We start from the raw sequence: 13,405 nt of genomic DNA, 5'->3' as shown, positions 1-13,405 counted from the left end.
AGCTACGGTACTCACCGACAGCTCCTTTCAGGCTGGCGACAACGTCGATCCGCGTCAATCGTTCGTGTGCGCCCTGCTGGCCGCACGGCTTGCGCTGAGATCAACGACATTGTCCATTGGCCTCAGGAACGATCGGCGGTGAGTAATCGCCAGTACCGTGACGTCGCAGGCGATGGCTCTGATATGATCCATGATGTCGCGCTCGGTATCCTCATCGAGGGCGGAGCTGACCTCGTCGAGAAACAACATCGCCGGGGCGCCGTACAATGCACGCGCGATCGCTATCCTCTGACGCTCCCCGCCGGACAGTTTGAGGCCGCGTTCGCCGACAGTGGTGTCGAAACCGTCCGGCAGAGACTCGATCAGATTCAGAATTGCGGCTTTGATCGCTACATCGCGTAGTCGGACGTCGTCCCGCTCCCGGCCGAGCAGGATGTTGTCGGCCAGACTCTCGTTGAGCAGGATCACCTCCTGCGGAACGACCGCGATCATCTTGAACCAATCGGCACGCGCGATCTGCCGAATGTCGGTGCCATCCACCGTGATGCGACCTTGCTGAGGCTCGATAGACTTCACGGCGAGCTTGAACACGGTCGATTTTCCAGCGCCGGTCTCGCCGACGATGAAGGTGATGGCGCCGCGGACGGCGGAGAATCCGACTCCTGAAACGCCGCGGCCGTTGCCGTAATCATAGCCGACTTGTTCAAACGTGATCCTTCCGCCCGACATGCTGAAGGGGACGGACGACCGATCGTCGCGTTCCTCGGGAGCGTTCCACAAACGGGTCAACGGTCCCAACTGCGCGCGCGACCGGGCAAAGCTGTCCATTGTCTGGGCGATCATTTCGAACGGCGTGTTGAGCTGTAGCAACAGAGCGTTGAACAGCACGATGTCGCCGACACTGACGAGTCCCGCCTGATATCTCGGCAGCAACAGCGCGAAGTTGATCGCGGACTGAACCGCGAGCCCGAGCCCCAGCAGAGCCGAGGTTCCTGCTCGCCTCAGCATGTAGGCCCGCCATCCGTCCCTCACTGCGCCTGCCCGATCGGCGAAACGCCGGCTCATCCAGGTCGAGCTGCCGAGCTGGCGCAAGGTCTCCATCGCATTCATCGCGTTGCCGGCGAACTTGGCGTTGTCCTGGCTGGCGGCCATCGCAGCGTCCAGAAGCTGTTGCGACCGCCGTGTCGATCCGAATGTGGCGAGGACGACGATCACGCCGTAGACCGCGACCGCGAGGACGATCTGCAGATCGAGCAGATAGCCGAGCGTGAACAGCGTCAGCCCGACTTGCGTGGCACTCGGCAGCCAGACGATCAGGGCGATATTCGCAATGGTCGTCAGGGCGCCTCGCCCCTGCCCGACCGCATTTTGAATCTCGGCCGGATTGTGCTCGATGAAGAACTCCGAGCGTTTCCTGAGGATTCGCGTGAACAGCTCGGTGGAGACGAAATATCCGAGGTTCTCGGAGATGATCACCGAGAGATACTGGACCACTCTGCTCAAGACGGATGCGATCCCGATCAGCGCCGCATACGTGAACAGGGTGTAAAGCAGCTCGCCGGACGCGCCGGCCTTCGGCAGTTGATCGATCGCGCGGGAGAACAGATACGGCGCCGCCACGCTGGCGGCGCTGGAGATCACGACGACGACTACGACGACCGACAGAGACCGCCAATCCGCGCGGACATGGTTGCGCAAGATCTCGACGGCAGGGCTTGGTCCAGAACCGTCATCGTGCATGCGGCCCTCTTGCGGTCGTCGCTGTTTCCCGGGGGCGCTGTCTTAGACCTCCGAGATCGCGATATCCACCGTATGCCGATCAGTTACAACGATTCAAAAAAAGTCCGGCGCAACAGCCACGTTTCGAGGGACACCACATGGCGATCTCGGCGATAACCAGACCCACGAGCCGAATGCCCCTTGGAAGCTCGCGACGCCAACCTCTCGGGATGACGTGTCTCATGGCCGATCACGGGACACCCTTGCCCCGCGCCTCCTACTGCGCCCGGCGGCGCGGCGGGCGCGGTTGTTCGGCACGGGCGTCCGGGGGAGCCTGCTGGGCGGTGTTGCTCGGGCCGAACAGCACCCGGGTCGGGTTGCGGTCGAAATTGTTCACCGCCCGGCTGATGTCGGCGAGCGTCCGGCGGCCGTCGAGGATCAGCATGCCGGAACGCTTGTCGAGATTGTCGGCGAGTTCGCGAAACGACTTCACGGCCTGGAACAGTTCGCCGCCGTCCTTGCCGCCGGCCAGCGCGTCGATACCCTGCATCACGCTGTCGGTCTTGGCGATCACGCTGTCGACGCGGGACACGATGCTGTCGATCTTGTCGGAGCTGCGCGCCAGGCCCGAGGTGAAGGTCTGCAGATTCTCCAGCGAGGTCTTCACCGACTCCTGATTGTCGGCGACCAGGCGGTTGACGTTGCGCAGCGTCGCCTTGATCGACTCGGAAATGTCCTGCAGCAGTTCGGGATCGGCGGTCAGCACCGGGGTGCCGTCGTCGTCGAGCGGCACCGGCGGCGCGGTTTCCGAGCCGCCCTTCAGCGAGATCGCGGCGACGCCGGTCAGACCCTGGAATTCGAGGCCGACCTGGGTGTCCTTGCGGATCGGTGCGGTGTTCTCGACCATTGCCAGCGCCACCACGCGGCGCGGATTGTCGAGCTTGACCGACACCACTTCGCCGACCCGGACGCCGTTGAAGTTGACGCTGCCGCCGTTGCGCAGGCCCGAGGCCGCGCCCTCGAAGATTATCCGCAGCGGGCTGCGCGCCTTGGTGGTGTGCTGGCTCTGAAACCACACCACGAACCCGAACGCCGCGGCGATCACCGCGAGGGTGAACGTGCCGATCAGGAAGTAATTCGCACGCGTTTCCATTTGGCCTTTACTCCACACCAGTCCGCGGCGCCGCCGGCCCGCAGCGCACCGCGCCATGCGGCAGGCTTTGAGCGCAGATTGCGGAAGCAAAACGACGCACCAACGGTGCGACGATCGAAATTTCCGGACGCGCCCCGATCATGGCGAACCGACCACTGCGCGGGCGCGCTTGCCGTGAAAATAGGACCGCAGCCACGGATGCTGCGAGGCCTGCATGTCGGCGATGGTTCCGGCCGCGATCACCTTGCCATCCCCCAACACCGCGATGCGATCGCAAGCGGTGTGCAGGCTGTCGAGGTCGTGGGTTACCATGAAAACCGTCAGGCCCAAAGTGCGCTGCAGGGTGCGCACCAGCTCGTCGAAATCGCCGGCGCCGATCGGGTCGAGCCCCGAAGTCGGCTCGTCGAGGAACACCAGTTCGGGATCCAGCGCCAGCGCGCGGGCCAACGCCACACGCTTGATCATGCCGCCGGACAGTTCCGACGGATAGCGGTCGATCACGTCCGGCTTCAGGCCGACCATCACCAGCTTGGCGATGGTGATCTCGTCGAGCAGTCGCTGCGACAGCTTGAGATATTCGCGCACCGGGAACTGAATGTTCTGCCGCACCGTCAGCGACGAGAACAGCGCGCCCTGCTGGAACAGGATGCCCCAGCGCCGCTCGACGCCGCGACGCTCCGCCTTGCCCGCCTTGTCGAGGTCGATGCCGAACACCTCGATGCTGCCGCTCAGCTTCGGCACCAGGCCGATGATGGTCCGGGTCAGCACCGACTTGCCGGCACCGGACGGGCCGACGAAGCCGAGGATCTCGCCGCGGCGAACGTCGAGATCGAGCCCGTTCAGCACCTTGGTGGCGCCGAACTGCACGGTGACGTCGCGCACCCGGATGATCGGATCGGCCGCTTCCGTCATCGTCAGATTCCAATTCCCGCAAAAAAGATCGCGAACACGCCGTCCATCACGATCACGAAGAAGATGCTCTTCACCACCGACGCGGTGGTGTGGCGGCCCAGCGACTCGGCGCTGCCCTGCACCGCCAGCCCTTCGACACAGGCGACAATCCCGATTACCGCGGCCATCACCGGCGCCTTGATCATGCCGACGGTGAAGTGGTCGATCGAGATCGCGTCACGCAGCCGCAGCAGGAACGCCTCGGGATCGACACCGCCATACACCCAGGCGACCAGGCCGCCGCCATACAGCGCCGCCATCGCACCGAGGAAGGTGAGGATCGGCACCGCCAACACCAGCGCGATCAGCCGCGGCACGATCAGCACGTCGATCGGATCGAACCCCATGGTGCGCAGCGCGTCGATCTCCTCGCGCATCTTCATCGAGCCGAGCTCGGCCGTATAAGCGCTGCCCGACCGGCCGGCGACCATGATCGAGACCAGCAGCACGCCGAGCTCGCGCAGCACCAGGACGCCGAGCATGTCGACCACGAACACATCGGCGCCGAACTTGCGGAAATGGAAGATGCCCTGCTGGGCGACGATGCAGCCGATCAGGAAGGTGATCAGCACGATGATCGGCACCGCGCGCCAGCACACCTGTTCGAGGTGGTGCACCGTCGAGGTCAGCCGGAACGAGGTCGGCCGGATCACGATCCGGCCAAGCCCGGCCAGCACTGCGCCCATCATGCTGATCAGCGCAACGATGTCGTCGAAAAACGCATACATGGTGCGGCCGAGCTTTTCGATCGGCCCGCGCAGCGACAATCCCGATTTCGGCGGCAGCTCCGCCGTGCCGACCTGGCGAACCTCGTCGACCAGGCTGGCGTAGTTGGTCGACAAGCCGGAGATCCGCGCCTCAGCCCCGTCCTGTCCGAGATTGCGCCGCAGCCGCTCGATCAGCCAGGCCCCGAAAGTGTCGAGCCGCGCGATACCCGAGACATCGATCGACACGTTCGGCTTGCTGTCGGCGATCTGCTCGGCTTCGGCAACCAGCCGCTCCAGCGCCGGCGCGAACCTGGCCGTCCATGATCCCGACGCGCACAGCGCCAGCCCTTCGCCACGCGCGATCCGTTCGAGCGACGGGCCGCCCTCCAACGCTATCTGCTGTGTCATTTTGAGCCAATCCGGTTTCGACCGTCGCCTTGCGGGACAAGCGCTTTACCAGCCATACTTGTCAGCTCCGGGCAACCCTCGGATTGAGCTGACAAGGCCTGCAAATGTCCTCCCCCATCACGTCCGACCTGACGGCCCGCATCGAGCGCTGGCCGATCGCCGGCGCCTTCACCATCAGCCGCGGCGCCAAGACCGAGGCGGTCGTCGTGGTCGCCGAGTTGCGGTCCGGTAGCCACCTCGGGCGCGGCGAATGCGTACCCTATGCGCGCTACGGCGAGACGCCCGAGGCCACGCTCGCCGCGCTGGAGGCGATGCGCGCTCCGCTTGCGGCCGGTCTGGACCGAGCCGGGTTGCAGGCCGCGATGCCGCCGGGCGCAGCCCGCAACGCACTCGACTGCGCGCTGATCGATCTTGAGGCGAAGGTCGGCGGCCGGCGCGCCTGGGAGCTGCTTGGCAGCCCGCCGCCGCGCCCCGCCGTCACCGCCTACACCATTTCGCTCGGCACGCCCGAGACAATGGCCGAGGCCACCGCCAAGGCAGCGTCAAGGCCGCTGCTGAAGATCAAGCTCGGCGGCGATGGCGACGATGCACGGATTGCGGCGGTGCGCCGTGCCGCGCCGAATGCCGAACTGATCGTCGACGCCAACGAAGCCTGGACGCCTGACAATCTCGTGCAAAATCTCAAAGCCTGCGCCGACGCCGGCGTGACTCTGGTCGAGCAGCCGCTGCCGGCCGGCCGCGACGACGCACTGAGCGAGATCTCTCGCCCGATCGCGGTGTGTGCCGACGAAAGCGTTCACGACCACGCCTCGCTGGCCGCGCTGCGCGGCCGTTACGATGCGGTCAACATCAAGCTGGACAAGACCGGCGGACTCACCGAGGCGCTGGCGATGGCCGAGGCCGCGCAGGCGCTCGGCCTGCAGATCATGGTCGGCTGCATGGTCGCGACCTCGCTGGCAATGGCACCGGCGACGCTGCTGACGCCGGTCGCGCGCTTTGTCGATCTCGACGGCCCGCTGCTGCTGGCGCGCGACCGCGACGACGGCCTGCGCTACGACGGCAGCACGGTCTATCCGCCCGAACCGGCGCTGTGGGGCTGAATGGCGCCCGCCGGCGCGAGCAATCGCCGGCGCATCAGCACCAGCACCACCGCGCCGGCGAGGCCCATCATCGCCATCATGTCGTACACCGCCATGCCATAGCGGGCGAACACCGCGCCGGAGGCGATCGAGGCGGAGCTCATCACCAATCCGGTCGCGGCGGTGTAGTAGCCCTGCCCGCGCGCGATCACAGGACCGGGTACATGGCGGACCAGCAGCCCCATGGTGCCGACCTGGGTCAGACCGAAGGTCAGGCCGTGCAGTAACTGCACCGCCGTGAGCAGCGGCAATGACGGATCCTGCGCGGTGATCAGCCAGCGCAGCACAGCGCTCAATGCGCCACCCAGCATCAGCCACATCGGCGACCAGGTGAAACGCGGCGACAGCGCGAACACCACGATCTCGGCGACGACGCCGAGCACCCACAGCACAGCGATCGTCGTGCCGCCGAGGCCGGCGTCCTGCCAGACGATCGATGCGAACGTATAGTAGGCCGCGTGGCTGCCTTGGATCAGCGCCGCGGCGATGATGATCGCCAGGAAGGTGGGATTGCGCAGCAGCGCGGCGCCGCGCTGCTGCGCCACAGCTTTCGCCGGCGCATCCAGCGGTCGCAGGCCGAAGCTCGCGGCCGCGCCCAGCCATGCGGCGGCGACGATCAACCAGATCAGATGCTCTGGCGCCACCACATCGGCGAGCGCGCCGCTGATCAGCGCCGCGGCGATGAAGGCGGCAGAGCCCCACAGCCGCAGCGGTCCGTAGTTCAACCCGTACCGCGCCACAGCCTTCAGCGCGTAGCCGTCGGTCAGCGGCACGATCGGAGTCCAGAAGCAGGCGGTGAGCACGAACATCACCAAGATCAGCAGCGGCCCACGTAGGATTCCGAGGAGGGTGAATCCGAGCGCGGTGATCAGTGCGGTAGTGATCATTGCGGCGCGGATCGCGTTGCGCCGTTCGGCCGCGGCGGTGATGAAAGGCAGCAGCGTGAAGCGCGTCACCGCCGGCGCGGCGACGATCACGCCGATCCAAGAAGCCTCGATTCCAACGGCTTTCAGCCACACCGTGAAGAACGGCAGATAGGTGCCGGTGACGGTGAAGGTGGTCGCGTAGAACATCGCGAGCCGAACTGCGAATCGGCTCGAAACTGGTGATGGGGTGGGGATTTGTGATTCGAAAGACATCAATTCAATTGCGATTCGACGCGGATCGTGGTGATCGTTATCGTGACGCGCAGTGATTTGTGCAACGAGTCCATGATGGCCGACGAAGCATTCGCCCTTTCGCCGATCTCCGCCCGAGCGGCAATGCCGAGTGATGCGGACTACGACGCGATCCGCGAAGCCTTCATGGAGACTTCGCGCGGGCGCTGGTTTCTCAACGAGTATGCCAAGCGTAACCGCAACTCCGACACCACCATGGTGCTCGACGCGGTGGCGCGGATCGAACAGACACTCGCCGCCCAAAAGCAGGCGCAGGCTGAAGCGGCCGGCGAATCGTTGATCGCGCTCTGCGCGATGGTCGGCGAAGCGCGCGCCCGGGTCGCCAAGGCGATCGCCGCGCTGGACGACACAGCGACCCTGACGGCGGCGCATCGCGGTGCCCGTGCCGTCAGCGAGGTGGCGTCGACTTTACGCGAATGCGGCGCCGACGCGCGGATCTGCGATCTGCTCGACCAGCAGGTCGCAGCGATCGAAGGCGGCCACCGGCTGGTGGCGACGATCGACCGCGGCGCGATCGAAGCGGCGTTCGACCAGATGCTGCAGCACGTCGCTGCGATCTCAGGTGCGGCCGCGGAGGCCGCGCCTGCCGCGGCAGCAGCCAAAGCCGCCTCCCCCGCGACCGCGGACACGGTGTCACCGGCCGCCCCCGCGCAGCACAGCCCCGCTCCGGCACCGCAGCCGGCGGCCCCGCAGCTCGCCGAAGCTCCGCAGCCGGCCTCCCTCGCCGCACCGCAGCCGCCGACTGAGGCGGCTTTGACCATGGTGACGGGCGTCGAGGCGGATGAGGTCGAGTTCGTCGAGACGGCAGAGCAGGCAGCGGACGAGATCGCCGAGCCGACCCCGGCCACAGCCGGGACATCGGCCGGCATCGGGCTGATCGCGCAGCCGAACGACGCCACCGATCTGCTCGACGAGGTGGTGGCGCTCGACGCCGAAGCCGCCGAAGACGACGCGGTTCTCGATCTGGTCGCGCAGGAGATGTCGTCGCCCGAGGTCTCTGCCCCTTATCGGCCCGAGGACGACGCTTACGCGGCCGCCGCGGCCAGCACGGCCGAGGAAATCGAGTCCGATATCGCAGCGCTGCAGCAGGCGTTGAACGAGGAGATCGCGGCCGCGCCGGAGCCGATCCCGGCCGACCAAGCCCCGAGCTTTGCGGTCGACGAATTCGCAGCCAACGCGCTCGAAGCGCCCGCCGAGTCGGAACGGGACGAGCGCGAACACGAAGCCGTCGCCAGTGCAGAACCGGACTTCGGCCCGGTCGGCGAAATCGGCGAAGCCGCCCCGGTGGCGGCCATGACGGCACCGACCGCGGCCTCGATGAGCGCTGCCGCAATGCCGGCTGCCCCGATGGCTGCTGCGAGCGCCGTCGCGGACCAAGCGATCGCCGCTGCCCCCGCCTCACTCGGCGCAGCAGCCATCGCCAGCGGCGCGGTGGCGGCTCCATCGCAGATGCGCAGCGACACGCTGGTGCCGTTCCGGCGGATGAGCCAGTCCGAAAAGATCGCTTTCTTTTCGTAATCAGCGAATCGTAACGAGCCGATGAGCCCGCACGTCTGAGACGATCAGGCGATCAGGCGAGCGAACAGATCCGCATCGACATTGCCGCCCGACAGCACGATCGCCACGGTCTTGCCGCGAACATCCAGCTTGCCGGCCAGCACTGCCGCCAGCGCCACCGCGCCGCCGGGCTCCACCACCAGCTTCAGTTCACGGAATGCGAAACCGACCGCACGGCCGACTTCGGCGTCAGACGCCGCAACGCCGCCGGCGAGCAGCACCCGGTTGATCGCGAAGGTGAGTTCGCCCGGGATCGACATCATCAAGGCATCGCAGATCGTGCGTCCGCCGGCCGGATTGGATTCGCGGCGTCCCGCCACCAGCGAGCGGGCGTGATCGTCGAAGCCCTCGGGCTCAGCCGACATCACCGCCGCCTGCGGGAAACGTGCCTTGATCGCCAGCGCGGTGCCGGCGACCAGCCCGCCGCCCGAGACCGGCGCCATCACCAGATCCGGCGCGAGACCGAGCGCGGCAAGGTCTTCGGCGATCTCGCGGCCGACGGTGCCCTGCCCGGCGATCACCATCGGATCGTCGAACGGCCGCACCAGTGTCGCGCCGCTGCGCTCGGCGATGTCGCGGGCGATCGCCTCGCGGTCTTCGCGCTCCCGATCATACAGCACGACTTCGGCGCCGTAGCCGGCGGTGCGCTCGCGCTTGGAAGCCGGCGCGTCCGACGGCATCACGATCGTGGCCTGAATGCCGAGCAGCTGCGCCGCCGCGGCGACGCCCTGGGCATGATTGCCGGAGCTGAACCCGACGACGCCGGCACGCCGGAGTTCCGGCGACAGCGACGCCAGCTTGTTGTAGGCGCCGCGAAACTTGAACGAGCCGGTGCGCTGCAGAACTTCCGGCTTGAGGAACACGCGGCCGCCGGTCGCTGCGTCGAGCGCGGGTGAACTCAGCAGCGGCGTCCGCACCGCGACGGGCGCGAGCACCTCGGCAGCCGCATCGATATCGGCAACGGAAACGGGCAGCACAGGGGAATTGGTCATGACACGGCATGTAACGCGCCGCGGCGCGCGCCGGCAAGCTGCGCGCTCCATCCGCGCTAAGCGACCACCCGGTGCGGCTTGGCGCCGTGCGGGCCGAGCCGGGCCGATTCCAGCATGGCCGCGCGGCGGACATTGTCGATGAAGGCCTGTGCCGAGGCTTCCCAGGTGTGATCGGCCGCAAACGCCAGACATGCGTCGCGCGAGATTTCCAAGGCGCCGAGGCAGGCCGTGCGCAGATCCTCGCTGAGCACGCCGACCGGCTCGTCGCCGATGACGTCGCGCGGCCCGGTCACCGGATAGGCCGCGACCGGCACGCCGCTCGCCAGCGCCTCGAGCAGCACCAAGCCGTAAGTGTCGGTCTTGCTCGGAAACACGAACACGTCGGCGGCGGCGTAGACCTCCGCCAGTGCCTCGCCCTGCTTGGCGCCGAGAAACACCGCGTTCGGGAAGTCGCGCTCCAGCGACGCACGCGCAGGGCCGTCGCCGACCACCACCTTGGTGCCGGGCAGATCGAGCGACAGGAACGCCTCGAGGTTCTTCTCGACCGCGACCCGGCCGACCGAGAGAAACACCGGCCGCGGCAGGCCGAGATCGGCGCCCTCGCGCGGATGGAACAGATGCCCGTCGACGCCGCGCGGCCACAGCACGACATTGCGGAAGCCGCGGCCGCGCAGCTCGTCGGCGAGCGCCGGCGTCGCCGCCATCACGGCATGGCTGGCGCCGTGAAACCGGCGCAGCAGCGACCACACCCAGGACTCCGGGATCGGCGCCCGCGCCGAGACGTATTCGGGGAACCGGGTGTGAAAGCTGGTGGTGAAGCGCAGACCGCGCTTGCGGCAATAGCGCCGCGCCGCGAGCCCGATCGGCCCTTCGGTGGCGATATGGACGCAGTCGGCCTGCGCCGCATTGATCAGATGCGCGACCCGGATCGGATTCGGGATCGCGATCCGCAGATCCGGATAGCTCGGCAACGCCACCGTCGGAAACGTCTCGGGCGTGAGAAACACGACCTCGACGCCGAGCGACTTCGCCGCTTCGGCCATCATCGTCAGCGTCCGCACCACGCCGTTGACCTGCGGGTGCCAGGCGTCGGTCGCGATCAGGATGCGCATCAGGCGGCCCGCGCCGCGACCGTCGGCACCGGCAAATTGCGCTTCAGCAGATCGGTCCAGGTGATGATCTCGAACCGGCCGTCCTCATGCTCGGCGAGCGCCGTGCAGCTTTCGACCCAGTCGCCGCAATTCATGTAGTTGATGCCGTGGAAGTCGCGGATCGCGGCGGTGTGGATGTGGCCGCAAATCACGCCGTCGGTGCCGTGACGGCGGGCTTCCTGCGCCAGCGTCTCCTCGAACGCGCCGATGTAGTTCACCGCGTTCTTGACCTTGTGCTTGGCCCATTGCGACAGCGACCAATACGGCACGCCGAACCAGCGGCGGAACGCGTTGACGATGCGGTTGAGCCGGATCGCGAGGTCGTAGGCCTTGTCGCCGACATGAGCGAGCCAGCGCGCGTTCTGTACCACCAGATCGAAGATATCGCCGTGGATGACGAGATAGCGGCGACCGTCTGCGCCGGTGTGGATCGCGTTCTCGACCACCTCGATGCCACCGAAATGCGTGCCGTAGTACGAGCGCAGGAACTCGTCGTGATTACCCGGTACGTAGATGATCCGCGCGCCCTTGCGGACCTTGCGCAACATCTTCTGCACGAAGTCGTTGTGCGATTGCGGCCAGTACCAGCTCGACTTCAGCGCCCAGCCGTCGACGATGTCGCCGACCAGATAGATCGTATCGGCATCGTGGACGCGGAGGAAATCCAGCAGCAGATTGGCCTGCGATCCTCGTGCGCCGAGATGGACGTCCGAAATGAACAGGGTGCGAAACCGTCGTTCGGGACCGTCGTCGCTCATCGGTCTTGTCCTATTCAAGGCCGCCCGCGGGCGGCGACGTTTCGAGACAGGACTCACGCCGCCATCGGCGTGCCGGTCCGCTCGAAACACACCAGCGTGTAGATGCCGAACGGCTTAAGCTTGCGCCGCTCGACCAGAATTGCGTCGGAGGTGCCCTGCGCCCAGGCCTGCAGCCGCGCGAACGGAAACTCCGGACGCAGGCCGAGCGCGCGGGTCTTTTGCGCCGCCCAGCGTTCGACCGCAGCCGCCACGCCGACTTCAGAGTACAGATGATTGACCAAAATGATGCGACCGCCGGGCTTCACCACGCGGTGACATTCCGACAGCACCTGTTCGGGATTGGCGACCAGCGTGATGACGAACTGAGCCACGACGCAGTCGAACGTCGCATCGTCGAAGTCCATCGCGTGCGCATCCATCTGGCGCACGTCCTTGACCCACGGATAGCGGCCCGACGCCATCTTGGCGCGCGCCTTCTCCAGCATCGGCCCGCACAGATCGATACCGGTTATTTCGGTGGAGGCGTCGTAATCGTCGAACGACAAGCCGGTGCCAACTCCGACTTCGAGAATTTTGCCGCCCTGCGCGCGCGCTTCAGCCGCCGCCGCGCGTCGTCCCTTCACCATCACCGGCCCGCACACCGCGTCGTAGATCGGAGCCCAGCGAGCGTAGGCGGTTTCAATCAGAGACTTGTCGAGGTCGGGCGTCATCGGTTCCGTCACGAATCGTAAATTACTTACGAATTCGGATTATCAGCCGAGTACGACGACTGGACGACAGCGCACAGCGCCTCGGTTTGTGCCTTAGTCGAAGTCGTGGAAATGATGGATCGGGCCGTGGCCGTGCCCGACCGAAAGCCTGTCCGCCGCGGCGATCGCAGCGCTCACCCATTGCTTGGCAGCCGCCACGGAAGCCTGCAACGACTGGCCTTTCGCGAGATTGGCGGCGATCGCGGAGGACAGCGAGCAGCCAGTGCCGTGGGTGTTGTCGGTGATGATCCGCGGTGCCGCGAGCGCCTGCACATCGGTTCCAACAAACAGGTAATCGGTGCTGGTCGGTCCGGTCCCGTGACCGCCTTTGATCAACACGGCTTCGCAGCCGAGCGCGAGCAGGCGCCGGCCCTGGCGTTCGATCGCGGCCGGCTCGGCGGCAACCGGCTCGTCGAGCAGCGCGGCAGCCTCCGGCAGGTTCGGCGTGATGAGGCGGGCACGCGGGATCAGCGCCGTGCGCAGCGCCTCGACGCAGTCGTCGGCGATCAGCCGGTCGCCGGAAGTCGCGACCATCACCGGATCGAGCACGACGTTGGCGGCATGCCAGCGGTCCAGCCCTTCGGCAATCGCGGTGATCACCGAGCGCTGCGCCACCATTCCGATCTTGGTGGCGGCGACCGCAAGATCGCTGAACACCGCATCGATCTGCGCGGTGACGAACGCAGCCGACACGTCGTGGATCGCGGTGACGCCGCGCGTATTCTGCGCGGTCAGCGCGGTGATCACCGAGGCGCCATAGACGTGGTTGGCGGAAAACGACTTGAGATCGGCCTGAATGCCGGCGCCGCCCCCGGAGTCGGAGCCGGCGATGGTGAGTGCGATCGGAATGGCCATCAACGTGCTCGATTGAAAAGCTGCGGACCGGCAGTCTGCCGCGGTCGTAGCGCGCCCGCGCCGCAGCGGCAAGAGCTTGCGCCGACAC

Annotated in this window: 12 protein-coding genes; 2 read left to right on the top strand and 10 right to left on the bottom strand. The window is 66.7% G+C overall.

Going from position 1 to position 13,405, the window contains the following annotated elements:
• Positions 1-54: 54 nt before the first annotated feature.
• The 4 genes from DY468_RS01025 to DY468_RS01010 all read right to left on the bottom strand — a co-directional run bounded on the left by DY468_RS01025 (position 55) and on the right by DY468_RS01010 (position 4,938).
• A complete protein-coding gene (locus DY468_RS01025) occupies positions 55-1,740 on the bottom strand; it encodes an ABC transporter ATP-binding protein (RefSeq protein WP_164601543.1) in 1,686 nt (561 codons plus the stop codon).
• A gap of 256 nt (positions 1,741-1,996) precedes the next feature.
• Positions 1,997-2,872 (bottom strand): MlaD family protein, encoded by an 876-nt coding sequence (locus tag DY468_RS01020; protein WP_164601542.1) that lies wholly within the window; start codon positions 2,870-2,872, stop codon positions 1,997-1,999.
• A gap of 138 nt (positions 2,873-3,010) precedes the next feature.
• Positions 3,011-3,784, bottom strand: a complete 774-nt coding sequence (locus DY468_RS01015; RefSeq protein ID WP_164601540.1) for an ABC transporter ATP-binding protein — start codon at positions 3,782-3,784, stop codon at positions 3,011-3,013.
• A 2-nt stretch (positions 3,785-3,786) separates the two neighbouring features.
• Positions 3,787-4,938 (bottom strand): ABC transporter permease, encoded by a 1,152-nt coding sequence (locus DY468_RS01010; RefSeq protein WP_164601538.1) that lies wholly within the window; start codon positions 4,936-4,938, stop codon positions 3,787-3,789.
• 104 nt (positions 4,939-5,042) lie between these two features.
• Here DY468_RS01010 and dgcA point away from each other — a divergent pair, with 104 nt between their 5' ends.
• Positions 5,043-6,038, top strand: coding sequence for an N-acetyl-D-Glu racemase DgcA (gene dgcA, locus DY468_RS01005; RefSeq protein WP_164601536.1), 996 nt, complete (start codon positions 5,043-5,045; stop codon positions 6,036-6,038).
• Here dgcA and DY468_RS01000 read toward each other — a convergent pair.
• On the bottom strand, positions 6,008-7,216 hold the full coding sequence (locus tag DY468_RS01000; RefSeq protein WP_164601534.1) for an MFS transporter: 1,209 nt from the start codon (positions 7,214-7,216) through the stop codon (positions 6,008-6,010). The genes dgcA and DY468_RS01000 overlap by 31 nt on opposite strands.
• Positions 7,217-7,291: 75 nt before the next feature.
• Between DY468_RS01000 and DY468_RS00995 the strand changes: the two genes are divergently transcribed.
• Positions 7,292-8,773 (top strand): hypothetical protein, encoded by a 1,482-nt coding sequence (locus tag DY468_RS00995; protein WP_164601532.1) that lies wholly within the window; start codon positions 7,292-7,294, stop codon positions 8,771-8,773.
• A 44-nt stretch (positions 8,774-8,817) separates the two neighbouring features.
• Here DY468_RS00995 and DY468_RS00990 read toward each other — a convergent pair whose 3' ends face one another.
• From DY468_RS00990 to thiD, 5 genes are all read right to left on the bottom strand, one after another.
• Entirely contained in the window at positions 8,818-9,804 is a 987-nt protein-coding gene (locus tag DY468_RS00990) for a threonine ammonia-lyase (protein ID WP_164601530.1), read from the bottom strand.
• A gap of 56 nt (positions 9,805-9,860) precedes the next feature.
• Positions 9,861-10,916: a glycosyltransferase family 4 protein gene (locus DY468_RS00985; protein ID WP_164601528.1), complete on the bottom strand. Its 1,056-nt coding sequence runs from the start codon at positions 10,914-10,916 to the stop codon at positions 9,861-9,863.
• The gene (locus DY468_RS00980; RefSeq protein ID WP_164601526.1) at positions 10,916-11,713 is read right to left on the bottom strand and encodes a UDP-2,3-diacylglucosamine diphosphatase; all 798 of its coding nucleotides are present in this window, start codon (positions 11,711-11,713) and stop codon (positions 10,916-10,918) included. The genes DY468_RS00985 and DY468_RS00980 overlap by 1 nt, the downstream gene beginning before the upstream one ends.
• Positions 11,714-11,766: 53 nt before the next feature.
• A complete protein-coding gene (locus DY468_RS00975; protein WP_164601524.1) occupies positions 11,767-12,423 on the bottom strand; it encodes a class I SAM-dependent methyltransferase in 657 nt (218 codons plus the stop codon).
• 93 nt (positions 12,424-12,516) lie between these two features.
• Positions 12,517-13,317, bottom strand: a complete 801-nt coding sequence (thiD, locus tag DY468_RS00970; protein WP_164601522.1) for a bifunctional hydroxymethylpyrimidine kinase/phosphomethylpyrimidine kinase — start codon at positions 13,315-13,317, stop codon at positions 12,517-12,519.
• Positions 13,318-13,405: the final 88 nt, after the last annotated feature.

The organism is Rhodopseudomonas sp. BR0M22, from assembly GCF_010907035.1.
GTDB lineage: Bacteria > Pseudomonadota > Alphaproteobacteria > Rhizobiales > Xanthobacteraceae > Rhodopseudomonas.
The sequence above is the reverse complement of the archived record's forward strand: the minus strand, read 5'-3'. Positions and strand labels throughout refer to the sequence as shown.